We start from the raw sequence: 26,531 nt of genomic DNA on the forward strand, positions 1-26,531 counted from the left end.
TCCGGGATGTTGTTGAATGCATTCATTCTTGTACTTGGTTGTATCCGCCTTTATTCAGCAACAACTCTTCAAAATCACACGAGGCCACTGCTTTATAACCTCTTTCCCATAATCCTTCGAGCAGGCGTGATATTGTAGTAATATATGTTTCTGTGTGAATACCTCTACACGGTTCAATTTCAATTAAATATTTCGAGAACAAAAATCCGTCAGGGAGTACTTTCCTTTTCTGTTCGTTAAAATCATCATTTCTAATAACATCGAGATCACAAATACCATGGACTAAACTCGAATACGGCCCCGGTTGGGCACCAATAGCTCCGCTAATATCAGACAATACGATAGCTCTATCAAGGTCAGTGTCTAAATAAATTTTGCAAAATAGATTTAAGTTGTTATGTGGCATCTTTTCACCTCATGATCACCGTCCGATTACAAGTTAATAATTTCATCACGCATCTTAAATAGCATCTCAGCTTCATTCATTGTTAACGGAAACAAATCACCATCTCCAAAAAGATTCTTCTCAGCTTCGTCATAACTGTCTGCGTATTCAAAAACGTATGATTTTAACCCCCTAATAAAGGTTAACTTTAAATACTTTCTTTTAGATGTATAAACGACGGTATTATTGATTAATACTTCTTTGTAGTTCAGTTCTTTAAGCAGTGAGATTATTTTAGTTTCCGTTTCCTTCCTTATGCGCCTCTGTTTATTCCAAATCCGCATGTTAATTATATTTATCATAATTCACCCCTAGAGCAACTTCTTTCGCTTCACTTATCTTCCCCTCGTCTAACACCGATGCATCCGAATTGTTCTGTTCAATCTTTTTTTATAAGCAACCCAACTGTATCTGCAAAATCCCGGTTCAATTTCTTTTGTTCTTCCACTGAGAAATGCAGCCGGTTTATCTCTTGTAACTGCCAGATTTTTGTCGAGAGATTAATTTTGTTGTAGCCTTTATTACTCATAATTTCGTACATATTCAAATCTAATATGTAATTTTTCATTTAAATCAAATTCCCAGTAAGCGAACACATAGGAAGCAAAAAACTTGTCAGTATCCCGTTCTGATCTTGCGGCTTTAACGAAAGATACTTCGTGATTCTCTACTAGCCAACCGCTTAGATTTTCAATATTCCATCCGCGTTTGTTGTCAAGATACTCATTTCCTTCTCCAGTATCAATAACGAACTCTTTTCCAATTTCGCGTGCTTTCTCCATTACATATTCAAGATACTCATCATTATCCCCCATCTGTGGCCATACCTCCTATACCCAATCTTAATAACCATAGAACATTAGAAGAATTCCCCCTAAAGCTCAGTGCAAATTACGTATAGCCACAATGACACCACTAATCCCGGCGCTCCATCTGACCATTCCAATCCAACAATTTTTAAAACCGGCCACATGTATCACACTCTAAAAAAGCTAATCATCTAATACGAGGTCTATACTGACTAGATTCTGCCTAATGCTCTATCTGCTTCTATTTGAAGCTGAAACGTCTTAGTCCCCATGTATTTCCGCACAGCTTCTAAAATCGACTTGTCATTTCCGAGTATCTCTAACACGGTAACTGAAAAAACGTTTATTAAGTGAGCATCTTCATCATTGGATATTCCTTCAAAATATTCAAAAATGATTTCTAACAGATTGATGTTCCTTTCCTCTTTTAACAATTTTATTATTTCAGGCATGAAGATGTCCTCGATTATGACAGTTTCTAGTACCTCATCGTGTAACGTAATTGATTCTCTATACGCAGCCTCAGTTGACGGTAAGAGCTCTAACATTTTTCTCAAAAATACTTCTGTCTTTTTATTCATTAGCACCGACTCCTCAGTTAATTGAGCGCTCCTACTTGAATCATAATACCGTATCCGCAAATAATATAGCTCTAAACGGACCCAGATGACCTTATTTTTGCTAAAAACCCCCTTTGGGGATTCTAACGGACTCAAATGCTCTTATCTGCGGTGATTTACGCCAATAACGTCTGATTGAACGGAAATAACGGCGCTGGGGTCCGTTAGAAATCTGAATAGTGGTCCAGAGTAAAAATAAGGGCTGTATGGTCCGTTAGCAGCCTACGGCACCTTCTTCAGCTACTGAAGGAGCGAAATCTGTGCGATGCAGCGTGGAATCAGATACCAGGTGCGTAAACCGGTTGCGCTAACTCCACACTCTACATTCCAAAAGCAAAAAAAACCGCCCCTCCCGAGGCGGCTTAAACCATACCGTATACTGCACCCGTCACAGAAATTTCCAAACCTTGCTTCAATCAGCTTACAGTTTGCATTTGGGCTTAAAGCTTACATGTTGCTCCACTAAAGAGCCTCAGTCTATTTACCTGCTGGTAGCTCACGCCTTACCAAATCTGGATACCACAATCCCTGTCGTTTCAGCTCGTATTATCGTTGTTACACGCTCTCAACTCACCTGTACGCACTGCCCCAACCCTGCATTCACTTTTACATTTTTCCTGTCGGCTCCCAACCCGCCACGCTCCACGCCACGCCTACTGGGCAATCTGCTCCCGGATGTTCGCGAGGATCTTCTTCTCCAGCCTCGACACCTGCACCTGCGAAATGCCGAGGCGGCTGGCGACTTCGGACTGGGTCTGGTCGCGGTAGTAGCGCAGGTAGACGATCAGGCGCTCGCGCTCGGTGAGCGCGCCGATGGCTTCGCTCAGCGCGAGCTTGTCGAACCAGCGCTCCTGCGTCTCGTCGGCGATCTGGTCAATCAGGGTGATCGGGTCGCGTCGTTCTCGAAGACGGTCTCGTGGATCGAGGTCGGCGGCTTGTTCGCCTCCTGCGCAAACACGATTTCTTCCGGTGTTACACCAAGCGCCTCGGCTACCTCGCCGATGGTCGGCAGGCGGTCCAGCGTTTTGGACATCTCGTCCTTCATCTTGCGCACCTTGTTGGCCATCTCCTTGAGGGAGCGGCTGACCTTCAGGGTCCCGTCGTCGCGCAGGAATCGCTGGATCTCGCCGATGATCATCGGCACGGCATAGGTGGAGAACTTGACCTCATAGCTGAGGTCGAATTTGTCGACGGACTTGAGCAGTCCGATACAACCGATCTGGAACAAATCATCCGGCTCGTATCCGCGGTTCATAAATCGCTGCACCACCGACCAGACGAGCCGGATGTTGCAGCTTACGAGCGTGTCGCGGGCCAGATTATCCCCGGCCTGACTGAGCGCGATAAGACGTTTGACCTCCGCATCGTCCAAATAGGTCGGCGGAGCTTTTTTTGATTCTGCTTCCATGGCTCCAACCCCTAATTGTATAAAGCTTTTTTGGAGACGATTGTTTTCTTCATGGAAATGGAGGTGCCCCGGCCCGGCTCGCTGGTCACTTCGAAGGCATCCATGAAGTTCTCCATAATCGTAAAGCCCATTCCCGACCGCTCCAGCTCCGGCTTGGATGTATACAGCGGCTGCTGTGCCAGCTCCAGATCCTCAATCCCGTTACCATTGTCCTCAATAGTCAGATGAACGGTTTCATGCTCGATTCTCGCCGAGATGCTGACAATCCCTTCCGGGTTGCTGTCATAGCCGTGGATGATGCAGTTGGTGACCGCTTCCGATACGACCGTCTTCAGGTCATTCAGTTCATCCATGGTCGGATCAAGCCGCGATACGAAGGCCGCTACCACCACACGCGCGAACGATTCGTTCTCCGAGAGGGCGGCAAACTGGACACTCATGAAGTTAGCAGCTTCATTCTTTGTCATAACGCAACCTCCAAATCCGAGAGTGCAGCACTCTCGTCGTCATATAGGGACATGATTTTGAACAGGCCCGACATTTCCAGCAGCCGCTTCACAGGAGCGGTGGCATCGCAGACTGCCATTTTGCCGCCCTTGCTGCGGATTAGCTTGTACCTTCCAAGAATAACACCGAGACCTGAGCTGTCCATGAACTGCAGCTCCTTCAGGCTGAGAATCAGATGCTCGACCTGGCCCCGCATAATGGCTTCATCCATTTCCATCCGAACATAATCGGCTGCATGATGATCCAGCTCTCCATACAAACGGACAACCAGCACGCCCCGGTGATGCTCCATCTCCACATGGGAATTCATACTTGCCACTCTCCTCTTCGTTGCTTTCAAACCACCCTGTAACGACTTCTTTCCCCTACAAGGACAAGGTTTTCTACACGGCAAAGAGTGATTCCTGCCTCACGACAAAACTAGAAGAAAACCCCCATGAATCTACAGAAGTCACAGGGGGAATCTACAAAATCCAAGCTATTAATCAATCGTAAACAGCGAGCCCGCCGTGCGCTTGAACAGCTTCCAGAAGCCGGCCTTAGCCACTTCCTCGCCTGCCTTCAGCTCATACTCCTTAATAACACTCGTACCCTGGTAAACCACCAGCTTGCCGATGGTCTGATCTGCGGCGACCGGCGCCTTGATGTCTTTCTGCAGCACCACTTCGTTGCGGATGCCTTCCTGGGTCACGCCTTTTTTGAGCAGTACGCTATAGGTTTCCTTGGCGGTAATCGGCAGCTCTTTTTTCACACCTTTTTCAATCTTCAGGGTGCCGATGGCATCTCCGGGTTTATAGATCGTGTGCACCTTGTATTGGGAAAAGAGGTAGTCGAACATGCCCGACACCTCGCTGTTGCGGGTCTTGGTGTTCGGTTCACCCAGTACCACGGCAACGGCGCGCAGCCCGTCTCTGGACGCAGTGGCCGAGAGGCAGAACTTGGCTTCAGACGTATATCCGGTCTTGAGGCCGTCAGCGCCGGTATAGAAGCGCACCAGCTTGTTCGTGTTGACCAGCCAGAACGGCTTCTCGGTATCCTTGCGCAGATAGTCCTGGTAGGAGCCGGTATATTTGATAATTCGTTCATGCTTCAGCAGCTCGCGGCTGATGACGGCAATGTCATGGGCGGAAGAATAGTGGTTCTCCGCAGGCAGGCCGTTACAGTTGGCAAAATGGGTGTCCTTCAGGCCGAGCTCCTCTGCCTTGCTGTTCATCATGTCGACAAAAGCGCTCTCCGAGCCGGCAATCTTCTCTGCCATCGCCACGGAGGCATCATTGCCGGAAGCCATCGCGATGCCCTTAAGCATCTCGTCAACGCTCATTTCTTCGCCTGGCTCCAGAAAGATCTGCGAACCGCCCATCGATGCGGCATATTCACTGGTCCGCACCATGTCGGTCAATTGCAGCCTTCCTTCATCCAGCGCCTCCACCGTCAGGAGCATTGTCATGATTTTGGTGATACTGGCCGGCGGCAGCTTGTCGTGACTGTTCTTTTCATAAATAATTGTGCCGGTGCCCGCATCCATCAGGATGGCAGAACGCGCATTCGGGGCGAGATCAGCAGCAGCGGTATTGCCGGTACTTTTTGCTTTTTCCTCTGCCGATGCTCCCGCAGCCGCTCCCAGTACAGAAACAGCCATACACAGCACAAGCGTCAATACACGTATTTTTCTCAAAATAGTTCCCCTCCTGAACATTACCTTCAACTCACAGGTACTGTATTCCAGTCTGGTCAGAAAGGCAGGAAATTATTCCATTTATCCGCACAAAAAAAGGGCCTTCCCTGCATCCTCGCGGATTCTGCAGAGAAAGCCCTTTGCTGTTCAATCCATTCAAGACGGGAGAGCGTTAGCCTCCGATTGCCATTGCGCTGAAGATAACCGGTCCGACAACAACTGCGGTAGAATCGGCATCCTGGTTTTCAACAATCAGCTGATAGTTTTGCACACCGGCCGGCACGTTAACATCTACCATATGCAGGGAGATAATGCCATCATCGACAATATCCTCGGCAAATTCTGCCCGCGCATAAAAGATTTCGGTGCCAGCACGCCAGATGCGAACCAGAATGTTAGGGAAATCGAGCGGAATATCCACACCAATCGTTGCCTTGAGCTCAACCTTGTTCGGGAAATGTGCCGGTACCGCAGGGTCAATATACACTCCTACTGCAGCGATCTGTACACCAGCTGGGGAAATCGGAACAGGGATGGAAACTCCGTTGGTAATGGGCGTAACGACATGAGCATTGTAATCCAAGAGGGTTTTTACCACAATCTATCACTCCTTTTCATAGTTATGCTTCAGTATATGAAGGCTATGAAAAAGAGCTTGTGCACTTTGAGTGCTAGAATTGCCTAATTATATAATAGAATTATCTGCGTGCAGCCCCGTATTGTACGGCCGTCCGGCTGCCGCCCCGTCCCAGATACAGCCTTGACAGCTGGGGTGAACGCCCTGCCCATTTAGCCGCCAGCAGCGGCAATACTACACCTATCAGGGTAAACGGGATCAGCCCGTAGTCTGCTCCAAGCAGAAATTTCAGACTGTAGTTTAGCGGCAGATGCAGATACATAATCGCAATCGTGTTGCGGCCAAGCCTGCCCATGAAGCCAAGCGGCAGCCGTTTGGACAGCTGGAATACAGCAGCGCAAATGGTGAGCGAAATCAGCAGCGGTAACGCCAGGTCAAGTACCAGCGCATCATACACCTTATACTTCATATCAAGGCTGTAGCTGATGACTCCGCGGCGTTCCAGCCACAGCACAAATCCGCATAACGGCAGCAGCAGAAGCAGCACGTAAAAGCGGCTGATCAGCGCAGGAATGGCCTTTTTACCATAATATCCGATTGCATAGTAGGTAACAGCAAGCAGAGCAACGTCAATGTTCCATGGAAGGTTAAAGTTCTTAAGCGGCGTCAAAGCGATGATGTGCGACAGTAAATAGGCGGAGGCGATCAGGAGGAGTTGGGTGCTGCGGCTGTACCTGACAATGTATCCAAAGAGCAGCTGCGTGAACAGGAGACAGGTGATAAACCAGAATACCCCGTAAGGTCCGGTCAAGGTGAGCCCGCCGTAGAGCAGCCTGGCGATATTCCCGAGGAATCCGGTAAAATTGAGGGAGTACAGCAGCATCCCTGCCGCAATCAATAACCCGTAGGCAAAATAAGGCGTCAGCAGCCCCTTCGTCCGCTTCACTGCCCAGCTGGCATACCGCTGCGGCGGGGCCGGCTTAAACACCAGACCGCTAAGCAGAAAGAACAGCGGCATCCGGAACCAGGAAAGATAATGATTGGCGGCGGCATCGCCGGAATGTCCCATCACTACAAAAATAATACTGAAGCCCTTGGCGGCATCAATCCATAACTCACGGCGTTTATCCACTTTTTTCTTCCAACTCCTCCCAATCCAGTTTTATTTTTAATATAATTATAGAATGATTGAATTATTTGATCAAATTTTAATGAATATTTTCATCATGTTTCAGAAAGTTAACTTCTGCTAACAACGATTCTTACATGCAAAAATAAGTCATTGAGCCTAGAACCGGGACTTTCACCGTTGTTTTCGCGTCCAGGCCTGCTTTCAGGCCTAACGAAGGGACTTCTCCCGTTGTCTAGGTCCATTCCCTCATCATGTCCAGAACAATTAAAAGCCCTTCCTTCTTCCTAAACGGAAGCGAAAGGGCTTTGTAAATATGCTTACTTATTGTCTAATTGAATCTGGCCACTGTGCATCTGCCGGCGGAAGCTCATCTCCTGCGGTCAAATAGATCCGGTCTACCCGGAGCTGGGACTCGCAGGCCAGTATGGACAATACATGTTCGCCTGAGCTGATCTCCAGGTCAGAGATATGGCACCAGTAGTACACTTGAGCGGTATTGTAAGTATGCAGCACTCCCCCGCCGAACTGCTCCGTCAACGGCTGTACTGCACCGTCAAGCGCCAGGTAACAGGAATCAGACTGGAAGTTATGATGTCTGACCAGCAGCCATGCGTGGTAGACGCCCGGGGTATGGACGTTGATCCGGTAATGCATGCCCGGTGCGGCAGCAGGCTCCTCCCACTTCATACCGGCCTTGGCAACATGCATTGCGAAGCCTGTTCTGCCGTTCGTTTCTGCCTGGAGGTGGCTCCAGGTCAGGTTCTTATCATCTGCTGCCGGCGTCAGGTAGGCATTAGCAGAATTCTCCAAGGCATATTCAGCCTCGATGGCAATAACGCCTTTCTGCTCGGTAAAGCTGCCTGAACCGAAGGCTTCGATGACATTCTTCTCATCCGTACGCTTCCACAGGCTGTCATAACGTGCACTTCCCAGTTCCGTCTGAGGTTTAGGCTGGCACTTCTCGAAGATCAGATCAAACCGCTCCTCAAAAAAGGCTCTGTCCGCATACAGGACCGTCGGCAGCGTGACCTCCTCCTTTTGCGTACTGTAGAATCCGCTGCACAGTGCCTCTACTTTCTGCCAGTCCACCTGCGGGCTTTCCGCGCCGTAGCCGGCGGCCGGCTTATGACCTGGTGCACTGAAGGCCGGGCCCAGATTAGATTCAACTCTCTCACTGGTATACAGCACAAATTTGGAGAACGTTACATAATTATCGGCCATGTACAGCTTGAGCGTATGCGTGCCAGCCTCCATATGCGGGAGCTTCACCAGCAGCTTTTCCCCGTTATCCATAATGCTCTGCTGCCAGCTGCCCTTCCACTCGTCATTCGTCTCCGACTCGGCCAGCACCGGCTCCCCGTCATCAATGCCTACACCGAAACGGATGCGGCCTGTAGAATTCAGCGTCAGGAAGCGGTGGACTTCCAGAACGTATTCTCCGCCCTGCTCCACGTAAATGTCATACCCGACGGATGCATTGTCCTGAAGCGGCCCTTCCGGCGGCTGTCCTGCAGGATGCCAGGCCATCAGCGCAGCTCCCTCGTACCGGGCCATGCCCGGCACCGGTAACCAGGCAGACTGAACATCCCCGGCATTGTTCGTTACATTCAGGCTGTAATGGTAGCCTTCAGCCGGGATAGACACATAGCCGTCTGCTTCAATATAACCGGTGAAGCTGTCCGGAACAGCCGGAGCGGCTAAAGCCTCCACCCTAACAGAGATGACAGTTCCGTTTCTGTGATCTCGGATGACGATGAGTCCACGTTTCCCGGCATGCGCTGCAGCTTCTTTTACCGTTACGAGAATCCGCTTCTCGGTTTGCAGCGTTCCTTCCGTCTCAGACAGGGTGATCCACTCTTCCCCCTCTTGAATCTCAAGGGTGTACGGAATGCTGCCCGCCCCCTGGTTGCCCAGCTCAATCCACTTCTCCCTCCGCCCATAGACGGAGAAGCGCAGCGTTTCCTCCCCGTTCCAGAGGTCGGCACGCAAGCCGCTACCGCTAATCTGCAGCGCCGGCTTCCGCACCGGATACAGCGCAGTCGGCGGAGGCGGGAAGCTCTCCGGAGTCAGCATGCCCTCCCATTTGCCGCCGCTCAGCTTCCGGTCGTAGAAATGCAGCATCCGCCGCTTGTTGTCCAGCATCTCGGCCGAGAGCTCTGTATACCGGTCAGCTGCCTGCATGTTGCCGCGCTCATAGGACAGCACGCTGCGGTCGGCGTAATAAAACTCATGGTTGGTATAGTATGAGGCGTGAATCTTCATCAGGAACAGCTGGAAGAAGGCGGCACGCTCCTCCTCAGGCAGACTATACAGAATGGCATTGCCGCGTCTGTACAGATCCTCCAGGAGCATCAGCCTGCGGCCGGCTTCATCCCCGTGTGCAGTTTGCGAGAACACGCCCGGCTTCATATGCTCAATCTTTCGCACATTAGTCGCCTGGGCAAAGGCTGTATACAGCTCTGCAGCCACTGCTCCATGTCCGCCGGAGAAATTGGAGTTGATCCATTGCTCTGTGAACACCTGCGGGTCCTTCGTAATACCTTCCGCTTTACCGGCTTCCCAGCCATACCGCACAAAATACTCCAGATCCTGCTCCACCGGCTTCAATCCGCCGACATTCAGCACCCACACTTTGCGGATGCCCGACTCCCAGGATTTTTTCAGTTCATTTCCTGTCTGCGCTAGCGGGATTGAATTGATGAACAGGTAGCTCATCCCTGTACCCGGAGCGGCCCAGTAGGAGCCGTGGAAATACAGCCCGTTCCCCCCGCTGCGGCTGCGTTCAGCTGCCGAAGGATAACGGCGCATATGGCCGAAATTATCGTTCGCCCAGATCAGGGTCAGATCCTCCGGCAGCTCCAGCCCCTGGTCATATAGCGATAATACCTCTTTATAAGGGACGAAGGTCTGCAGCGCTGCCAGCCCTTTTTCCTCACCCAGCACCTCTATAAGCAGCTGCCGCTGATCACGGACCACCTGTCCGAGCAGCCTGACCTTGGCCTCCTTCTTCTGCTCCGGGGTCAGGGAATCGTCCTCATCAATAGCCCGGGTATGGAACCCCGAATCATGAATGCCCCGCATCCCCATCGTGAAGCAGACCTCATAATTCCGGTTCTGCTCGATGCTCTCCCGCCAGTATTCCAGCAGTATTTCCCTGTTACACCCTTCAATGGAATAATCATATTCGGCATCTGTGTAGCCTTTACTTTCAAGCCAAGGCGTCCACTCATTCTGGTTACTGCGCAGCAGCATATCACAGTGCGAGGTGCCGACAACAATACCCATCCGCTCAGCCAGCGCACCGTTCTCCGGATTGCCGTTGAAATAATTGACATGCATCGCCGGCCAGATATAGTTCGCCTTCAGGCGGAGCAGCAATTCGAAGATATGGCTGTAGGCCACCGGCCCGATCGTGCCGTCCGGTGTATGCAGCTTAGCCCAGTCTTCCAGCTCCTCTTCATCGTTCAGGAAAATGCCCCGGTACTGCACAGACGGCCAGTCGGCCTTGCTGAAATTTGCCGATACACTATACGAATCTTTGGTCTTAACCGGGACATCCCCCCAGTAATGCCAAGGAGATACGCCTATCGCCTCACACAGGTCATAGATGCCGAAGATCGTGCCCCGGCGGTCCGTCCCGGCAATGTAGAAGACGCTATCCACAGCCTGCTGCAGAAAAGCTTCCCAGCGCCAGACTCCTGATTCATCTTTTAACTGCTCCAGAGACAGCTCTTTGTTCTGCAGAATTGCAGGAAGCTGTCCGTCCTGCTCCACCGTGGCGATAATGATGGCGCATTCATGAATCTCGGCCGAAAGAACCGCCTGACAGCCGAAGACCCGCCCGATGTCCGTAATCAGATTGGCTGCGGCGATCTGTACGGCACTGTTTTCCTGATCAGACACATAGATATGTACCGGCTTGCTGCTGGTGAACAGCTCCAGACGTTGGTCTGCTGTATGGATTGTATTCAAGGTAGATTAGCCTCCTAATTGCTGGCGGCACGATGGCTGCCTGCTTTCTGTGGGTTAACTATACCTCAAGATAGAACAACAATCTTTTATTATGTTGCTTTTATCGCCTTTTGTTGTACTATATTGCTATAAAAGACGGAGGTTAAATCCATGGGCGCAGATCTGTTTGTTCCGCATCCTTTATTCTACATTGAATATATGAAGCATGACGCCGGCCACCGGATGCCTAATGTTCACTACCATAACTGCTATGAGCTGTACATTCTGGAGGAAGGCCACCACAACATGCTGATCAATGATTCCATGCTGACGCTGGCGGTGCACGATACGGCGCTGTTCAAGCCCAATCTGTTCCATCAGAGCTACCGGAATAACGGCTGCGCCAGAACCTGTATTTACTTTACGGACCGGTTTTTACGGATGTATTTTACGGAGAAGGCCATCAGCTCTCTACTGGGCTGCTTCGACAGAGGTGTTATTTCGATCGACAGGGAGCTGTTTCCCCGGGTTAAAAAGCTGCTGCTGCTGCTCGAGAAAGAGGATGTTGCCGATGGAGGCAACCGTATCTTCATCTACCTGGCCGAGATTCTGGATATTCTGAACCAGAGCAAAAGTGTGCCAAGAACCGCACAGACCACAGCCTCCCCCGATCAGATCGACCTGATCCTATCCTACATCAACCAGAATTATGCTGCCATCCGCAAAATCGAAGAGATTGCCGGGCAGTTCTACATCTCCAAATACTATCTGTGCCACATCTTCAAGGAAGCGACCGGGCTGACCCTCGTTCACTATATTAATAACATTAGAATCCAGCACGCCTGCAATATGCTTGTAAATACTGACCGTTCTATTCTGGAAATCGGACTGGCCTGCGGCTTTAATTCATCCATGTATTTCTGCAAAACCTTCAAGCAGGCGCTGAACGTAACGCCGAGTGAATTCCGCAGGAAGGCGTTGTAACTGCTTGTATGTAAAAAAGAGCAGCCCCCCTCCCCCGACGGGAAGAAAGGCTGCCCTCTTTATTGTGACCCGCCTGCTATATGGCACAGCGGGATTAGTATAAGTGGCAGGACACCTGATGGCCGGTATCCAGCGTGCGCAGTACCGGCGCCTCCGACTTGCATCTGTCCATGGCATAAGGGCAGCGCGGGTGAAAGGCACAGCCGCTTGGCGGCGTCTCCGGGTTCGGCACGTCGCCGGTCAGGACGATCCGCTGCTTTTTCTGGCCCGGATTCGGCACCGGGACAGCGGACATCAGCGCCTGCGTGTACGGATGCAGCGGCTTCGCGAACAGCTCCTTGGTCGGGGCCAGCTCGACAACCCGACAAGGTACATCACAGCCACGCGGTCGCTGATAAATTTCACGACCGACAGGTCATGGGAAATGAACATATAAGTAAGGCCGTATTGCTCCTGCAGATCCTGCATCAGATTCAGCACCTGGGCCTGGATGGATACATCCAGTGCAGATACCGGCTCGTCGCAGACAATGAATTTCGGATTCAGCGCAAGCGCCCGGGCAATCCCGATCCGCTGCCGCTGGCCGCCGGAGAATTCATGGGGAAAGCGGTGGGCCTGATAGGGGGACAGGCCCACAACCTCCATCAGCTGCTCCACCCGGCTTTTCAGCTCGCCGGAGGAGGACGCGGAACCATGGGTCCGCAGCGGCTCCTCCAGGATACGCTGGACAGTCCAGCGCGGGTCAAGCGAAGCATAAGGGTCCTGGAATACCATTTGCATATCGGTCCGGAAGCGGCGCAGCTGCTCTGTGTTCAGGCTGCGCACATCCGTGCCATTAAACATAATCTCGCCGTCTGTCGGCTCAATCAGCCGCAGGATCGCCCGGCCGGTCGTGGACTTGCCGCAGCCGGACTCGCCGACGACAGCCAGCGTTTCACCCTGCTCGACGGACAATGTAATTCCGTCCACCGCCTTGACGGAACCTACCTGCTTGGAGAAGAATCCTTTGCGGATCGGGTAATGCTTTTTCAGATTGCGGACCTCAAGTAATGTGCTCATAGGACACCCTCCTCCTGCAAAAGACACCGGCAAGTATGACCCGGCTGGATTTCTACCAGCTCAGGACGTTCTACCCGGCAACGGTCAACCGCCACCGGACAGCGCGGAGCAAAACGGCAGCCGGCCGGCAGGTTGGCCGGATTCGGCACCTGGCCGGGAATCGAGTTCAGGCGGTCGCTGTCTCCGGCAAGCTGGGGCAGCGAAGCCAGCAGTCCCCGGGTATACGGATGCAGCGGATTGCTGTAAAGGGTAGCGACATCCGTCTCCTCGACAATCTGGCCGGCATACATAATGACGACCCGGTCACACATCTCGGCAACAACGCCGAGGTCATGGGTGATCATCAGGATGGACATGCCTTCCTTCTCCTGCAGCTCGCGCATCAGATCGAGAATCTGCGCCTGGATCGTTACGTCGAGTGCCGTTGTCGGCTCATCGGCAATCAGCAGCTGGGGGTTACAGACCATCGCCATCGCGATCATCACCCGCTGGCGCATCCCGCCTGAGAGCTGGTGGGCATACTGCTCGGCAATCTTTTCCGGACGGGGAATCCCGACCTTGCGCAGCATTTCAATTGCCCGCTCGTTCGCTTCCTTCTTCCCCAGCTTCAGATGGTAACGGGCCGACTCGGAAATCTGCCGCCCGATCTTGAACACCGGATTGAGCGAGGTCATCGGCTCCTGAAAAATCATCGCAATCCGGTTGCCGCGGATATTCCGGACCTCTTTATCCGGCATCTCCAGCATATCCTTGCCCTCAAAACGAATCTGGCCGGAGGCGATCCGGCTGATCCGCCTGGGCAGGAGCTGCATGATCGACAGGGAGGTGATGCTTTTGCCGCAGCCGGATTCACCGACAATGCCCAGCGTCTCCCCCTTGCGCACTGACAGACTGATGCCGTCCACCGCACGGATTGTACCCGCAGCTGTTTTGAACTCGGTGCATAACCCCGATACTTCCAGCAGTTCTGCCATGATTGCCCCTCCTTTATTTCTGTATCTCGCTTATATTAAAATTCCGTATAGATTAAACTGATGTTTTTTATGCTTTGGGATTGCCGTGACTCCAGAGAATGTTTGGACTTCCGGCCGCTGTTGTCTGCAGATTTCCTGATTTAATCCGCTCTTCGCGGTTGAAATCCGCAGACAAAGGCGGTCGCTCACGCTCCTCCAGTTCCAAAATTCCCCTCCGCCACTTTTCCCTTAATTTAAATATTCAAGTTCAATCTATACGCTTATTATTTACTTTCTTCTACACCCAAATATTTGAGCGCAGTGAGCGCATAGACTTTGGCGCACTGGATGATCTGCCAGACCGGCGCTTTTTCATTGAAATTGTGAATGGTCGACAGCTCAGCCGGGCCGTACTGCAGCACCGGAATGTTATGGGTCCGGAAATGGCGCGCATCGCTCGATGCCCATTGCAGTACACCGTAGGCTTCCTCGCCGCTGACTTCGCAGATGCTCTCCACCAGGTCGCTGACAACCGGCTCTTCCGGAGCCGTCCAATTCGCGTTACCCTGGAAGCCGAAGCCTTTTACCTCGGATTCAATGCCTGCTTCAAGCAGCAGGGACCGGGCACGGTCTAGCACATCACGGTAATCCACACCAAACGGCACGCGGGAATCAACCTGGATCGTACAGCGGTCAGCTACAACGTTCACCTTGGTTCCGCCCTGAATCGTTCCGATGTTCACCGTTACGTGATCGAATACCTGATAAGCAACTTCACCGTATTCTTCGCGCTGCTTCACATAGTCCTGCGAGATGCGGATGATTTCTTTGACCTCTTCAGGAATATCCGGCTTGATGTCCCACAGGCGCTGCAGCGCCTCGATTCCTTTGGCTGCCTTGACGATCGCGCTGTCCCCGACGACCGGCGACAGGCTGCCGTGGCCCGGCGTGCCCTCTACGGTGAATTCGAACCAGCAGCTGCCCTTCTGCCCGATGGTCGGATTGAGCGGACCGGAAGGCTCGGCGATAACTGCCGCCGTTCCAGAGATCAGCCCGCGCTCCAGTACCCAAGGTACACCCAGATGGCCGCCAGTTTCCTCGTCCGGCACGATCAGCAGCGACAAGTCACCTTTTAGCGGAACACCCAGCTTGGCCAGCAGCGTTGTAGCATAAATAAGTCCGGCCAGCCCTGCTTTCATATCGGAGGCACCTCTGCCGAGCAGGTAACCGTCGACAATATCGCCGCAGAACGGATCAAAGTCCCAGCGCGAGAGGTCACCGGCAGGAACAACGTCGGTATGTCCGCAGAAAATCAGATTCTTACCGGACGGCTCCGCTGCTCCAGAACTCAAAGTAGACACAAGGTTCAGCATCGTATCGGTCGCCGGATGGATCGTTGTATCGATGCCGGCTTCCTTTAAATAGTTGATAATAAAAGCGCTGATGTCGCGCGAATCGCCCGGCGGATTCTCCGATGGGAAACGGATCAGCTGTGAGCACAGCTCCAGGAGCTGGTCCTGCTCATCGTCAATCGCCTGCAGTATCTTGCTTTTCCAGTCTGTCATTGCCTGTTGCGCTCCTTTGTGTCCTCGTGCTGGCACACCCGGCCAGGGAGGCTTCCTCTAATTTGTAAAAATAGAGCAAGCAGAAACGGCTGTACCGTCCTTTATAGGACGGTACCGTTTCAGCCTGCCTTCTTATTGTTCAAACGACAGCGGGTAGAAGCGGATAACCTCATCCGGATAGAACGCATAGCCGCTGATCTTATTGCTCATGCCGACAATGCGGTTATATTCGTACAGGTACGCCCAAGGCGCTTCGGTAGTAATGATCTCCTGTGCCTGCTCGTAGAGCGCAGTCCGTTTGGCCGCATCCGTCTCTACGTTCGCTTCTTCCCACAGCTTGTCTACCTCAGCATTGCTGTAGTTGATGTAGTTGGAGGAACCTTTTCCGTAGAGCAGGAACCCGAGGTGGTAGCCAGGGTCATTGACAAAAGAGGTCCATTTCGAGATGTAGGAGGTCAGGTTGTTCGTTTTCTGCTGCTCCAGGAACTGGGCACGGGCCAGCTTGTTGATGTTCATCGTTACACCGATTTTGGCCAGCTCCGCCTGAATCAGTACCGCATCATCTTCCCAGTCGTCAAAACCGGAGCCCAGCGTGAAGTCAAAGGTGAATCCGTCTGCATAGCCGGCTTCAGCCAGCAGCTCTTTTGCTTTATCAAGGTTATGCTCGTAGACGAAGCCTGCATCGGTGAAGCCCGGCGTGTTGCTCGCTACAGAGCTCTTCATCTGCTTGGCCTGTCCATACATAACGCCGCTAAGCAGCTCATCGTATGGGATCGCATAGTTGATCGCCTGGCGGACTTTTACATTGTCAAACGGCTTAACGTTGTTGTTCATAGCGAAGAACAGAATCCGGTTACTCGCATTGGAAGCAACGGTCAGATCCGTATTGCTCTCCAGGGAGGCTACATCCTTGGGAGGAATCTCAATCGCCATGTCCACGTCGCCCTTATCGAGCAGCAGCACACGGTTGGAGGCTTCTTTGGTGAACTTCATAGTAACCTTGCTGAGGCTTGGCGCACCCTGCCAGTATGACTCATTGGCGGTAAAGACCGCTTCTGTAGCCGGGTCCCATTTCTCAAGCGTGAACGGGCCGGAGCCTGCTGCATTGGTCTTGAGGTAGTCGGCTCCTTGTGCTTCTACCGTCTTCTGATCCACGATGGAGAAGGTATACATGGCGATAATCTGCAGGAAATTATGATTGGCATTAGTCAGTGTAATTTCAACTGTGGAGTCATCCACTACTTTGACGGATTTGATCGCGGCCATTCCATAGAGGAAGCTGCCGGAGCTTGAATTCGCCACACGTTCAAAAGAGTAAGCAACCGCCTCGGCGTTCACCGGATTACCGCTCTGGAAGGTCACACCTTGCTTCAGCTTGAACGTGTACACGGTATTGTCATCCGATACTTCCCAGCTCTCAGCCAGCATCGGCTGAATATCTTCAGTGTTGGCGATGTTGGCGCCATCTTCGGTTTTGATTCCGTAGGTAACCAGCTGATCATATGCGGCAAGTACAAGTGTATCGGAGGTAAGGTCATTGGCTTCCGCCGGGTCAAGCGTGGTGCCGCCCTCGGAATAGGCAACCGTCAGATTGTTTTTGACTGCAGCAGCTGCCGTTCCTGTATTCCCTGTAGCCGCTGTTGAAGCGGGGTTTGTCGGATTGGCGCTGCTTGCGCAGCCGGCTAGCATGATGGAAAATGCGACGAGCGTTGACATCAGTTTGAATCTTTTCATCAGTAGTTCCTCCCTTTTCTATATCCTGCCTGCAAAATAACACTGGTGCTGCTTGTTGATCATTTGCCGCCGGGCGGACGGATACTGCACCGTGCCGTGGGCTTCCCTGATCTATATTTACCGGGATTCTGCGGAGCCGGGAGAACCGTTCTCTCCAGCTCTGCTTTATTTGCCCGTACGCAACCGCGGGTCAAGCACATCTCGGAATCCGTCACCGAGCAGGTTAAAGCCTAAGATTGAAGTGGCAATGGACAGTCCCGGAAAAGTCACCAGCCACCATTGCCCGGAAATAATGTATTCCCGGCCTTCGGAGATCATCGCACCCCATTCGGCAATTGGCGGTTTAACGCCAAGCCCGAGAAAGCTGAGACTGGAGGCTGTCAGGATGGCAAAGCCCATCCCCAGGGTCGCCTGCACCATTAGCGGTGCAAGGGCATTGGGCAGAATATGACGGTACAGGATGACTGTATTTTTCACGCCGATTGCCCGGCTTGCTTCAATATATTCCTTCTCGCGGAGCGAGACGGTCTGCCCGAACATCAGGCGGGCGAATTCCGGGATACCGACGATCCCGACGGCGATCATCGCAGAGGTCAGGCCAGCTCCGATCGAAGCGGCGATCGCCATGGACAGGACCAGCGACGGGAAGGACAGCAGAATGTCCATCAGACGCATGATAATCGTTCCGGTACGGCCGCCATAGTAAGCGGCAATTCCGCCGAGCGGCACGCCGATCACGAAGGAGATGCCGACCGCAATCAGACCGGTCCAGATACTGATTCTTGCCCCGTAGAGCACCCGGCTGAGAATATCACGGCCGAAATTGTCGGTTCCGAACCAGTGGCTGGCCGAAGGAGCCTGAAGCTTGTTCGCCATATTGGTCGCATAAGGATCATGCGGGGCAATCCATGGGGCAATAATGGCAATGACCGTCCAGATTAGAATAAAGGTCAGCCCGAGGGCAGCAAGCCGGTTACGCAGCAGCAGGGACCATAAGGTTTTGGGCTTGGCGGCAGCCTCCGGCCTGACCGGTTTGCCCTGTGCAGGATGTGCTGGCTGTGATGAATGCGCTGAATGTGCTGCAGTGCTCAACGTAAGTCTCCTCCTTTCTCAGAAGCGGTTCTATTCATAGCGGATCCGCGGATCAATGAAGCCGTAGATCAGATCGACAGCCAGGTTAATTCCGCAATAGAGTATGGCACTGACCAGGGTGAACGCCTGGATCGGAGCATAATCCGCAGCCAGAATGGAATCCGTGACGTAACCGCCGATTCCCGGCCATGAGAAGATCGTCTCTGTAATAACCGCTCCGCCCATCAGAAAGCCGAATTGCAGTCCAAGTACAGTTAATGTAGGAATCAGTGCATTAACCAGTGCATGCTTGTACACGACGGCTGATTCCCGCAGGCCTTTGGCCCGTGCCGTGCGGACAAAATCCTGATCGACCACCTCCAGCATACTGGAGCGGGTCATGCGGGCCACGATGGCCATGGTACCTGTGCTCAGGCAGATCGCCGGGAGCAGCAGGTGGGCCAGACTGCTTTTAAGAGCAATGATGTCTCCGGACAGGATGCTGTCCAGCACGTACAATCCGGTCAGATGCACAGGCGGGTTAAGATCACCGCTGATGCGGCCCATCGGCGCCGGAGCCCACCCGAGGATGGAATAAAAGATATAAATGAACATGAGGCCCAGCCAGAAGATCGGTACACAGGCCCCGATCAGTGAGAATACCCGGGAGATGTGATCCAGAATTGATTCTTTCTTGGTAGCGGCAACGATGCCCACAGGAATCGCCACCAGAATCGCAATCAGAATGCTGGCCAGTGTCAGTTCAACCGTAGCCGGGAAGCGTGAAGCCAGATCGCTGGCTACCGAATGTCCGGTATGATACGCATAACCGATATCTCCCTTGAACAGCTGCCCGATGTAGGAAAAGAACTGGATGTACAGCGGCTTGTCCAGCCCCATATCCTGGCGGATTTTGTTCACCGTCTCCTCTGGCGCCTGTTCCCCGGCCAGCATAATTGCGGGATCCCCCGGCAGCACTCTTGAGAGAATGAAGGTGATGACGATAATGCCGAGCAGCGCCGGAATCATCTGCACCAGTCTTTTTAATGTGTAAGCAAACAATGAATCAACCCCCTTACGGCTTCTGTAACTATCCTTCCAGTCTTGTACGGAGCCTTCTCTTTACAGCAGAACCTGCGGCCCCATGTCAGGTACTGTGCTGTTTCCTGCTGTTCTTTAGTGGTTGTGCTAATTCTACATAGATTTCAACGCCTGCTCTACGTCCCGTTTAAACTAAAAAAAGCACAACGTTTGTCGGTTGTGCACTACTGCAACGCGTGAACGTCACTTTATCTGACATTGCTTTCCGTAAAAATTCCATTCCCGCCTATTTTTCCTGCAGGTAGTAGTAGATCAGGCATAAATGGCATACAAACTGCTCGCGCGGATCATTCAGATCAAAGCCCGTAATATCGCGGATCCGCTCCAGCCGGTATTTGACCGAATTACGGTGTATGTACAGGCTGTTGGCGGTGTCAATCAGACTCCCCCGGCACTCCAGATAATGGTAGAACGTCAGCAGCATGTTGCTGTCATGCTCCTTGTCATACTGCAGCAGCTTGCCCAGCTTGCGCTCGAACAGGCGCTCAAAGCCCGGTCCGCCAAGACCCTCCAGCAGATGGTATACCTCCATCTCCTCATAGCGGGTAACACTGCCGGTGCCCTGTCCCAGCCGTCTGGAGACAGACAGTGCCTTACGGGCCTCGTTATAGCTGGTGTGGATGTCCCACAGATATTCCGGTGTCCCGACGCCGGTCCGGTAATTGGCGAGGCCGTTGCTTTTGTCCTGCAGCCAGCCCTCCAGTGTCCTGGACCAGGACTCCTGTATATCTTCAGCCGCGCTAAGCTTACGCCCCTCTGGCGTCGGCAGGAACAGTACAGCCCGGCTGGAACGGTACTCGGCATGGGGGGTGACGCCGCGCTTCTTCGCTTCCCGTTCCAGCAGCCGGTTGACCGTCTCCTCGCTCGGCGCGCTCTCCCCTTCAATGACCGCCACCTCCCATTTATGCTCGGGGTTCATGCCCAGCTGTCTTGCCCGGCGCTCCACCTCATGGCGCGTTGGCAGGGGCGGGGTCAGCAGCTCGTCGATGAAATTGCCGCGCAGCCTGAATTCCGTGTCCTCGGCGACCTTTCTGCGCATCAGCTCCAGTGCGAACACTAGCCTGGCCTGTTCGATTCCTACCTCCTCCATATCGTCCAGCTGCTGCTTATCCACCAGCAGCTTGGCCACGGTGCGCCGGTCTACATGAATGCTCCAGTTCAGCGGCGCCGCCTCCTGCTGCCATTCATAATCTGCCGGGGAGGAGACGATAATCTTGCGCTCCGGATCGACCAGCGCCACCGGTGCCTTCAGAAACTCCGCCACGTTGTCCGTCACTGCCTGGATACCGCTGTTCTCCAGCACCATCGTTGTCAGTGTACGGTATACCTCCTCAGCACGGCGCAGGAGCATCGCCTGCCGGCCGAGCAGCAGCTCCGTCACGGGCTGGGTTATATCCGTATAGGGGATCTCCGGCGGGATCTCCACAATCGGCAGACCACAGGCGTTGCTGGCGTCAATCGCGCTCTCGGGAATCTCCTTCAGGAACCTGGCCGGCTTGATCGCCAGTGCCGCCGCGCCCAGATTATCAAGTGTATAGATCAGCTCCGCCAGCAGCGAAGGGTCGTGACGGATCGAGTATGCCGTAGTCAGCAGCATGACGCCCTCGCTGATCCAGCCCTTCAGGTCAGGGACCTCCATAATATCTACAAACCGGACAACCCGGTCCAGCCCCTGCTCACCGCTGATCACCTTCGCTTTGCCTAGCACGGACAGCTGCATCAGTTCTCTTAATGTAATTCCGCGTGTCTTCAATGCTTCTGCCTCCCTCTGCTGTCTACAGTATTTCATGATTTTTCCTGAAATATGCCGCGTTAATTGCTCATGTTAGTTTATCAGACATAAGCCGTTTACCACAGGAAAATATAGCAAATTGCATATATTCTCAATCAGTAAGTAAGGTTGTGTTTGCTGGGAGGGGCTTGCTGCGGGAAGATTCTGCTTGCCCTTCATTGCGCCGAGCTGAGCTATTCCGGCGGATCAGAGGCATTTTTGCCTTTCATTTCGCCGCGCTGGGCTCTTTCGGCGGAATCAGAGGCATTTTTGCCCTTCATTTCGCCGAGCTGAGCTATTTCGGCGGAATCAGAGGCATTTTTGCCTCTCATTTCGCCGAGCTGAGCTACTTCGGCGGAATCAGAGGCACTTTTGCCCTTCATTGCGAGCCGGGGAGTGCTTCTGCCGGGCCAATTGCACCTTAGCCATGCATGTACACTCGTTAGTGTATGTGCTCTCATCAGACTAAGTGGAAAATCACCATCTAGTTTTGGACCTCACGCAGTTCTCCAGATTCTAGTTGGAAAAACAGCACTTAATTATTCCAAATTCACCTTGAAAGGCATATTTTTCATGAAATAAGTGTCATTTTTCCAACTAGATAGCTTGAATGATGCCCAATGGTGAATTTAAGTAGCAAAAATCCAATTCGTTTGTTCGGATATCGGTTTCAACCCTGAGCCCGTCAGGAAACCTCAGCGTACAGCCGCGCGGGACAACCCGATAGTTAGTTGAAGCCCGCTTTTTCCGACTATATCAATAAACCGCAGCTCTGCCACACTCCTCATACTAGGAAACTTAATATTACTCTAAATCGGCACTCCGCTCCCCGTTACAGCGAACACTTATCCCCCGCCGCCAAAGCGTGATACTATCTCTAACAGTTCTCCCGATTTGCCCAACATAAGCCTTAACGTTTCTTAACAGCAAAAAAAGCGTCCCCGCAAACGTTCCGGGGACGCCTTAACTGCATTGTTGGCTGCGGAGCTGGCACAACAGCTGCCAATATAGCTTACACAGTGAGAATATCACCAGACTATTCTTAGACCGTTCATGTCAAGTACCATAACGTAATCGGCGTTGAGCACGCACACAGCATGCATGCGGCACGCATTCAGCACGCATTCAGCACGCATTCAGCACGTATTTAGCATGCTTCGTCATACACGCAGAAGATATACTTGGCTTGGCTCGATCTTAACTCGTTCTTAAATCCATCTCAACTCGTTCTTCACACGCACACCGTACATAGTTTGCACGGATGCGGGACATACCTGGCATGCGCCTGGTACCGGCTTAACGTGATACATTAGCGTACCGCAATCAGCGCCGCATCTGGTCCGGCAGAGCTGCGGCTGATGCCACAGCCGCGCCGAGTGACAGGATCGGGTCAAAGGCGCGGATGCCGAGCTGTTCCTCCAGCTCGGCCGCAAGCCCGATGGTGGCGAAGCCGGTGCACGCCAGCACAATCGCATCGGCTCCGCGTTCGACGAGCCGCGCGGCGCCGGCAAGCGCGCCGGCCCGTCCGGCTGGCGTACCGAGATCCAGCGTAGTCGTTACGCCGTCAGGGCGGTCCATGCCGATATAGGCGTCACCAAGAATACCGCGGATCAGCGGCGGCACCTCCGTAAGGATTGTCAGGACACCGATCCGGCTGCTGCAGGTCAATGCCAGGTGCGCGGCACAGGAGCCTGCGCCGAACACCGGGACCTTGACCGCCGCCCTTGCTTCAGCAAGGGCCGGATCTGCGGCACAGCTGATGCCGATTGCCGTGCAGCCCTCTCCCTCAAGCTGCCGGGCGAGTTCAATAATCTTCGGCACCGACTCCGCTTCCGTCTCGTCATTGTACACACCCCGGGGCTGATCCGGAATGCAGCGGCTGAGCACCGGCAGGCCGTAGCGCTTTTCAACAAGCGCCCCGTGCAGATGGACTGCATACTCATCCTGCAGCGTAATTACACGTATCATTCCAAGCATCCTTATCTCCCCCTGTTCAAACATCGCAAATACTCCGCTCCTGTGGCTGCTCCCGGCCACAGGAGCTAGACCGTCTGTCTGCCTGGATAGACAACTCCTAGCTCTGCTTACCTGCCGCAGCTATAAGCAGTAGTGCCGCCTATATAAGCTGCCCGGCACGCATAATCAGCTTATCGTCAATATATACATCCGGCTTCATGACTACCGCGTCGATATGTACGCCGGCTGCAACCGTTCCGCCAAAGGTATTATTGCTGCCGAAAGCCACATGGATCGTACCGTAGACTTTCTCGTCCTCCAGCACCACACCGGTAATTCTCGCCTTATTGTTTGTGCCGATGCCGAATTCCCCAAGCAGGCGTCCGTCGCCAGAACCAAGCATCTCGAGCAGTTTGTCTCCGTCTTCGCCTTCAGCTGCGGTCAGACGGCCCTCCTCGACGGTGAGCACCAGCGGGCTGTCCAGCGCACCGATCCCGGCAATCGAGCCGTCGACTTTGATCTGTCCGGCAGCAGTGCCCTCGAACGGCGCGATAAAAGCCTCACCGGACGGCAGATTGCCGGATTCACCCGGATTCAAATATAATCCGGTGCTCAGCACGCCGTCCCTGCCGTCAATCGAGAAGCGGAGGCTAAGCCCGTCCTTCTCTACGCGGACCTCACGGCCTGCGGACAGCAGCGCGGCGACCTGCTCGGTCAGTTCCTTTACCTGCGCATAGTCTGCCGTAATCGCACCGTGGCTGAACATATCGTCTGTCATCCCCGGCATGGTCGCTACCCGGGTTCCAGCCGCGGCCGCCTGTTTACGGGCTGCAGTATGTGTCATCGAATGTGTTGTTATACATACCGCCACATCCGCCTTGGCCATTGCTTCGGCAATTGGAGCCGGCGGCTCTTCACCGGATTTGCTGCGCGGCTTCATAACCAGCAGCATGGACTCGGCCCCAAGCCGCTTACCTGCCTCGTAGACGGATTCGGCAAGCTCACGCTTGTCGTCATCGGCTACAACGGCTAGCAACTCTCCGCTGCGCAGCCCCAGGCAATCCTTAAGAACATTCATGCTGATTCCTATTCTTGCTTCACTCATGTTAACTTCCTCCTGATTACACCATTTCTGCTATCAGCTTGCCCATCAGGGCGTTTGACAGTACAGCGGGCACTCCTGCTGAAGCTGCCCACTGTCTATGCTGCTCTACATAGCCCATACAGTCAAGTACCAGCACATCAGCTTCACCCCGTAGCCGCTCTGCGGCAGCGCGGAAATCAGCTTCCGTGCCGGTGTACGGGGAAGCCGCAGCAAAGGGAAGCCTGCCGCCTGCCGCAGAGAACTTCTCATTCATACTGTCCTCCTGCTCCGGCAGCGGACCAATCAGCCCCAGGCGGCGGCCGCCCAGCATGGCCTGGACGACAGGCGGAATGATCCGGTCCGGCTCCAGCAGATGGGCACGTTTCGTATGCAGCCCCGGAAAAACACCGGTGCAGAGCAGCAGAATCGTAGTGATCCCCTCTGCTTCCATTGTATCAATCTTCCCCTGCAGCACCGGTGCGATCCGCTCCCGGGATATAACAGCTGCTGACCCGTCCGCCATCCGGGTAGTCAATACGTACTCCCCGGCCTGCGGACTAAAAAGCTCACGCACCTGCTCAGCGGTATAGCCGTCCAGCACGCCGGCCTGTACCAGTGCGGCCCGCCCGTCCAGCTGCTTTTCGATAATAGGTGCCACATCCGAACGCGGTGTCTGGCCGATTGTAATCATGCCGATATTGTTCAAGCTGTTCCCTCCTGACAATCCCTGTCTCTTTATCAATTCTGTCCTGGTACTCCAGTTCCCTAAATTCTTCTCCGCCACTCTTCCCGCACCTTAAAATCCTATATACAAATGGCGCTGAACCGCTTCAGCGCCACCGTCTCCTATACTGTTAAAGGGAAGCCACTGCCGGTCTGCCCAAAGTCTGCAGCACATTCATTGAACCGTACAGTTCATTAATGCGTGCGAACTCTTCCTCGTTATAAAAGGCGCAGGTCCCCTGGGTCACTTCTTTGGCCGTTTCAATGGCAAAACGCACCGCCTGGGCGATATCGACTTCATGGCTTGCGCCGGTGCCGCAGCCCGGAACCATGGACTGGGCAGTAATAGCCAGCCCCACAACCGGTGCTGATGTGGCTACCGCAGGCTGCAGAATGGAGTTGATATGGTACAGCCCATTCCCGTATGGCGTAATGTCCTGTGTCGTCACAGGAAAAGTAACCGGATACTGGCCGGTTGTCATTTCTTTTATCCGAAGTAGATCCTCGCTAACCCGCAGAATGTAGCCTTCCTTGACAGTAGGCGAGATGGCAATGCCTTTGTGGTTGACCACTCTGTTGCCCTTGGTCGTGTCAATGGACAGCACGGCTTCCATCTCAGGCAGCACCTCATGCTCATTCATCTGCAAAATGTCTACCGGGGAATCCATGAAATCCACCGGCTCATGCGGCAGCGTCGGCGCATCCGGGCAGATATGCGTTGTAATCAACACATCCCCCTTCAGTACATCCCCTTTGGCCTGCATGTCCGCGAGCTTGAGTGCTGCAGCAACAGCTGCAACTGCCCCGTCTGCATCAGAGACGATCCCGATCCGGCTTGGACGGGCGCCGATTCCGCCGAGACGGCCGACAATGCCGAAAGTAGGCGCGCTGCCTCCGTTAAGCTTACCCTCGCTGCCCGGAATTGTAATTTTAACGAATTCTGTGCTGCCCTTTTCACCCTCTACCTTTTTAACAATGACCTCGATTCCCGGATAAGCTGAGAATAACTGCCTGATCTGCTCCCCGTTCACATAAGCGCTGTCCATTGTGTTCATTACCGTAATCGTTTGCTGAAGTGCCATTAAAATTCCCTCCCTGATGTCGGTCTTAAGATTGTAATGTTAGCATTTATACTATCGCAAAGTCAGAAATGTCCACAATGTACCGCCCTGCCAAAACTAACGCAGATTTCTTGTCCTTAGCAGATAAACCTTACGTCCCGCGTATGCTCTTTACCGGCAGCAACGGTTATAAAAGAAGTAGACATACCCTTTTGGGAGCAGGCATGATATGGTAACTAATGAAGCATACAGGACAGACAGAAGCTTCTACTCTAGGATTTAACTCAACTTTCGCAGCTCAAATCTCCAAACAAACCCTTGATATAGCTGGGTAAACCGGAGATC

23 protein-coding genes and 2 pseudogenes are annotated in these 26,531 nt (G+C 53.1%); 2 read left to right on the top strand and 23 right to left on the bottom strand.

What is annotated here, in order from left to right; all coding sequences use genetic code 11:
* Positions 1-22 precede the first annotated feature (22 nt).
* The 11 genes and pseudogenes from AWJ19_RS33645 to AWJ19_RS33695 form a co-directional block, all read right to left on the bottom strand.
* Positions 23-406 (bottom strand): 1,4-dihydroxy-6-naphthoate synthase, encoded by a 384-nt coding sequence (locus tag AWJ19_RS33645; protein ID WP_068730111.1) that lies wholly within the window; start codon positions 404-406, stop codon positions 23-25.
* 26 nt (positions 407-432) lie between these two features.
* Positions 433-747 carry a hypothetical protein gene (locus AWJ19_RS33650; RefSeq protein ID WP_082708253.1) on the bottom strand — a complete coding sequence of 105 codons (315 nt, stop codon included), beginning with the start codon at positions 745-747 and terminating at the stop codon, positions 433-435.
* 219 nt (positions 748-966) lie between these two features.
* A complete protein-coding gene (locus AWJ19_RS33655; protein WP_068730113.1) occupies positions 967-1,260 on the bottom strand; it encodes a hypothetical protein in 294 nt (97 codons plus the stop codon).
* Positions 1,261-1,466: 206 nt separating this feature from the next.
* On the bottom strand, positions 1,467-1,835 hold the full coding sequence (locus AWJ19_RS33660; protein WP_068730114.1) for a resolvase: 369 nt from the start codon (positions 1,833-1,835) through the stop codon (positions 1,467-1,469).
* 692 nt (positions 1,836-2,527) lie between these two features.
* Positions 2,528-3,282 (bottom strand): annotated as a pseudogene (gene sigF / locus AWJ19_RS33665) (RNA polymerase sporulation sigma factor SigF).
* An 11-nt stretch (positions 3,283-3,293) separates the two neighbouring features.
* Positions 3,294-3,749, bottom strand: a complete 456-nt coding sequence (gene spoIIAB / locus AWJ19_RS33670; RefSeq protein WP_068730116.1) for an anti-sigma F factor — start codon at positions 3,747-3,749, stop codon at positions 3,294-3,296.
* The gene (spoIIAA, locus tag AWJ19_RS33675; RefSeq protein WP_039875119.1) at positions 3,746-4,099 is read right to left on the bottom strand and encodes an anti-sigma F factor antagonist; all 354 of its coding nucleotides are present in this window, start codon (positions 4,097-4,099) and stop codon (positions 3,746-3,748) included. Before spoIIAA ends, spoIIAB begins: the two co-directional genes overlap by 4 nt.
* A 171-nt stretch (positions 4,100-4,270) precedes the next feature.
* Positions 4,271-5,428, bottom strand: a complete 1,158-nt coding sequence (locus AWJ19_RS33680) for a D-alanyl-D-alanine carboxypeptidase family protein (RefSeq protein ID WP_068730161.1) — start codon at positions 5,426-5,428, stop codon at positions 4,271-4,273.
* 208 nt (positions 5,429-5,636) lie between these two features.
* Complete coding sequence (locus tag AWJ19_RS33685; RefSeq protein WP_068730118.1) at positions 5,637-6,062, bottom strand: hypothetical protein; 426 nt, start codon at positions 6,060-6,062, stop codon at positions 5,637-5,639.
* Between the two features lie 100 nt (positions 6,063-6,162).
* Positions 6,163-7,173: an acyltransferase family protein gene (locus AWJ19_RS33690; RefSeq protein WP_068730120.1), complete on the bottom strand. Its 1,011-nt coding sequence runs from the start codon at positions 7,171-7,173 to the stop codon at positions 6,163-6,165.
* 321 nt (positions 7,174-7,494) lie between these two features.
* Positions 7,495-11,145 carry a glycosyl hydrolase 115 family protein gene (locus AWJ19_RS33695; RefSeq protein WP_068730122.1) on the bottom strand — a complete coding sequence of 1,217 codons (3,651 nt, stop codon included), beginning with the start codon at positions 11,143-11,145 and terminating at the stop codon, positions 7,495-7,497.
* A gap of 150 nt (positions 11,146-11,295) precedes the next feature.
* Between AWJ19_RS33695 and AWJ19_RS33700 the strand changes: the two genes are divergently transcribed.
* Positions 11,296-12,108: an AraC family transcriptional regulator gene (locus tag AWJ19_RS33700; RefSeq protein ID WP_068730124.1), complete on the top strand. Its 813-nt coding sequence runs from the start codon at positions 11,296-11,298 to the stop codon at positions 12,106-12,108.
* Between the two features lie 94 nt (positions 12,109-12,202).
* Here AWJ19_RS33700 and AWJ19_RS33705 read toward each other — a convergent pair.
* The 8 genes and pseudogenes from AWJ19_RS33705 to AWJ19_RS33735 all read right to left on the bottom strand — a co-directional run bounded on the left by AWJ19_RS33705 (position 12,203) and on the right by AWJ19_RS33735 (position 21,344).
* A pseudogene (locus AWJ19_RS33705) lies at positions 12,203-13,167 on the bottom strand (dipeptide ABC transporter ATP-binding protein).
* Complete coding sequence (locus tag AWJ19_RS33710) at positions 13,164-14,141, bottom strand: ABC transporter ATP-binding protein (protein ID WP_068730126.1); 978 nt, start codon at positions 14,139-14,141, stop codon at positions 13,164-13,166. The pseudogene AWJ19_RS33705 and the gene AWJ19_RS33710 overlap by 4 nt, the downstream one beginning before the upstream one ends.
* A gap of 67 nt (positions 14,142-14,208) precedes the next feature.
* Positions 14,209-14,346, bottom strand: a complete 138-nt coding sequence (locus AWJ19_RS36090; protein ID WP_198536690.1) for a hypothetical protein — start codon at positions 14,344-14,346, stop codon at positions 14,209-14,211.
* Between the two features lie 58 nt (positions 14,347-14,404).
* Complete coding sequence (locus AWJ19_RS33715) at positions 14,405-15,685, bottom strand: ArgE/DapE family deacylase (protein WP_068730128.1); 1,281 nt, start codon at positions 15,683-15,685, stop codon at positions 14,405-14,407.
* A gap of 132 nt (positions 15,686-15,817) precedes the next feature.
* On the bottom strand, positions 15,818-17,419 hold the full coding sequence (locus AWJ19_RS33720; RefSeq protein WP_198536691.1) for an ABC transporter substrate-binding protein: 1,602 nt from the start codon (positions 17,417-17,419) through the stop codon (positions 15,818-15,820).
* Positions 17,420-17,584: 165 nt separating this feature from the next.
* Positions 17,585-18,406: an ABC transporter permease gene (locus AWJ19_RS33725; protein ID WP_241781982.1), complete on the bottom strand. Its 822-nt coding sequence runs from the start codon at positions 18,404-18,406 to the stop codon at positions 17,585-17,587.
* A gap of 135 nt (positions 18,407-18,541) precedes the next feature.
* Positions 18,542-19,552, bottom strand: a complete 1,011-nt coding sequence (locus tag AWJ19_RS33730) for an ABC transporter permease (protein ID WP_198536692.1) — start codon at positions 19,550-19,552, stop codon at positions 18,542-18,544.
* Positions 19,553-19,817: 265 nt separating this feature from the next.
* The gene (locus AWJ19_RS33735) at positions 19,818-21,344 is read right to left on the bottom strand and encodes a PucR family transcriptional regulator (RefSeq protein WP_082708254.1); all 1,527 of its coding nucleotides are present in this window, start codon (positions 21,342-21,344) and stop codon (positions 19,818-19,820) included.
* A 167-nt stretch (positions 21,345-21,511) separates the two neighbouring features.
* On the opposite strand from AWJ19_RS33735, the gene AWJ19_RS33740 reads away from it, so the two are divergent.
* On the top strand, positions 21,512-21,787 hold the full coding sequence (locus tag AWJ19_RS33740; RefSeq protein WP_128083755.1) for a hypothetical protein: 276 nt from the start codon (positions 21,512-21,514) through the stop codon (positions 21,785-21,787).
* 898 nt (positions 21,788-22,685) lie between these two features.
* On the opposite strand, the gene AWJ19_RS33745 is transcribed toward AWJ19_RS33740, so the two are convergent.
* The 4 genes from AWJ19_RS33745 to AWJ19_RS33760 form a co-directional block, all read right to left on the bottom strand.
* Entirely contained in the window at positions 22,686-23,339 is a 654-nt protein-coding gene (locus AWJ19_RS33745; protein WP_068730138.1) for an aspartate/glutamate racemase family protein, read from the bottom strand.
* Between the two features lie 139 nt (positions 23,340-23,478).
* On the bottom strand, positions 23,479-24,423 hold the full coding sequence (locus AWJ19_RS33750; protein WP_068730139.1) for an aminopeptidase: 945 nt from the start codon (positions 24,421-24,423) through the stop codon (positions 23,479-23,481).
* A 16-nt stretch (positions 24,424-24,439) separates the two neighbouring features.
* The gene (locus AWJ19_RS33755) at positions 24,440-25,108 is read right to left on the bottom strand and encodes an AroM family protein (protein WP_241781980.1); all 669 of its coding nucleotides are present in this window, start codon (positions 25,106-25,108) and stop codon (positions 24,440-24,442) included.
* A gap of 148 nt (positions 25,109-25,256) precedes the next feature.
* Positions 25,257-26,207 carry a DUF1177 domain-containing protein gene (locus AWJ19_RS33760; protein WP_068730141.1) on the bottom strand — a complete coding sequence of 317 codons (951 nt, stop codon included), beginning with the start codon at positions 26,205-26,207 and terminating at the stop codon, positions 25,257-25,259.
* Between the last annotated feature and the right edge of the window lie 324 nt (positions 26,208-26,531).

Source organism: Paenibacillus sp. DMB5 (genome assembly GCF_001517085.1).
Taxonomy (GTDB): domain Bacteria; phylum Bacillota; class Bacilli; order Paenibacillales; family Paenibacillaceae; genus Paenibacillus_AQ.

Bases quoted from the DNA above. Each gene is read 5' to 3' on its own strand.
- AWJ19_RS33760 (WP_068730141.1), bottom strand. From the start codon at position 26,207: ATGGCACTTCAGCAAACGATTACGGTAATGAACACAATGGACAGCGCT.
- AWJ19_RS33645 (WP_068730111.1), bottom strand. From the start codon at position 406: ATGCCACATAACAACTTAAATCTATTTTGCAAAATTTATTTAGACACT.
- spoIIAB (WP_068730116.1), bottom strand. From the start codon at position 3,749: ATGACAAAGAATGAAGCTGCTAACTTCATGAGTGTCCAGTTTGCCGCC.
- AWJ19_RS33680 (WP_068730161.1), bottom strand. From the start codon at position 5,428: ATGGCTGTTTCTGTACTGGGAGCGGCTGCGGGAGCATCGGCAGAGGAA.
- AWJ19_RS33750 (WP_068730139.1), bottom strand. From the start codon at position 24,423: ATGAGTGAAGCAAGAATAGGAATCAGCATGAATGTTCTTAAGGATTGC.
- AWJ19_RS33710 (WP_068730126.1), bottom strand. From the start codon at position 14,141: ATGGCAGAACTGCTGGAAGTATCGGGGTTATGCACCGAGTTCAAAACA.
- AWJ19_RS33720 (WP_198536691.1), bottom strand. From the start codon at position 17,419: ATGAAAAGATTCAAACTGATGTCAACGCTCGTCGCATTTTCCATCATG.
- AWJ19_RS33745 (WP_068730138.1), bottom strand. From the start codon at position 23,339: ATGCTTGGAATGATACGTGTAATTACGCTGCAGGATGAGTATGCAGTC.
- AWJ19_RS33715 (WP_068730128.1), bottom strand. From the start codon at position 15,685: ATGACAGACTGGAAAAGCAAGATACTGCAGGCGATTGACGATGAGCAG.
- AWJ19_RS33650 (WP_082708253.1), bottom strand. From the start codon at position 747: ATGATAAATATAATTAACATGCGGATTTGGAATAAACAGAGGCGCATA.
- AWJ19_RS33660 (WP_068730114.1), bottom strand. From the start codon at position 1,835: ATGAATAAAAAGACAGAAGTATTTTTGAGAAAAATGTTAGAGCTCTTA.
- AWJ19_RS33655 (WP_068730113.1), bottom strand. From the start codon at position 1,260: ATGGGGGATAATGATGAGTATCTTGAATATGTAATGGAGAAAGCACGC.
- spoIIAA (WP_039875119.1), bottom strand. From the start codon at position 4,099: ATGAATTCCCATGTGGAGATGGAGCATCACCGGGGCGTGCTGGTTGTC.
- AWJ19_RS33700 (WP_068730124.1), top strand. From the start codon at position 11,296: ATGGGCGCAGATCTGTTTGTTCCGCATCCTTTATTCTACATTGAATAT.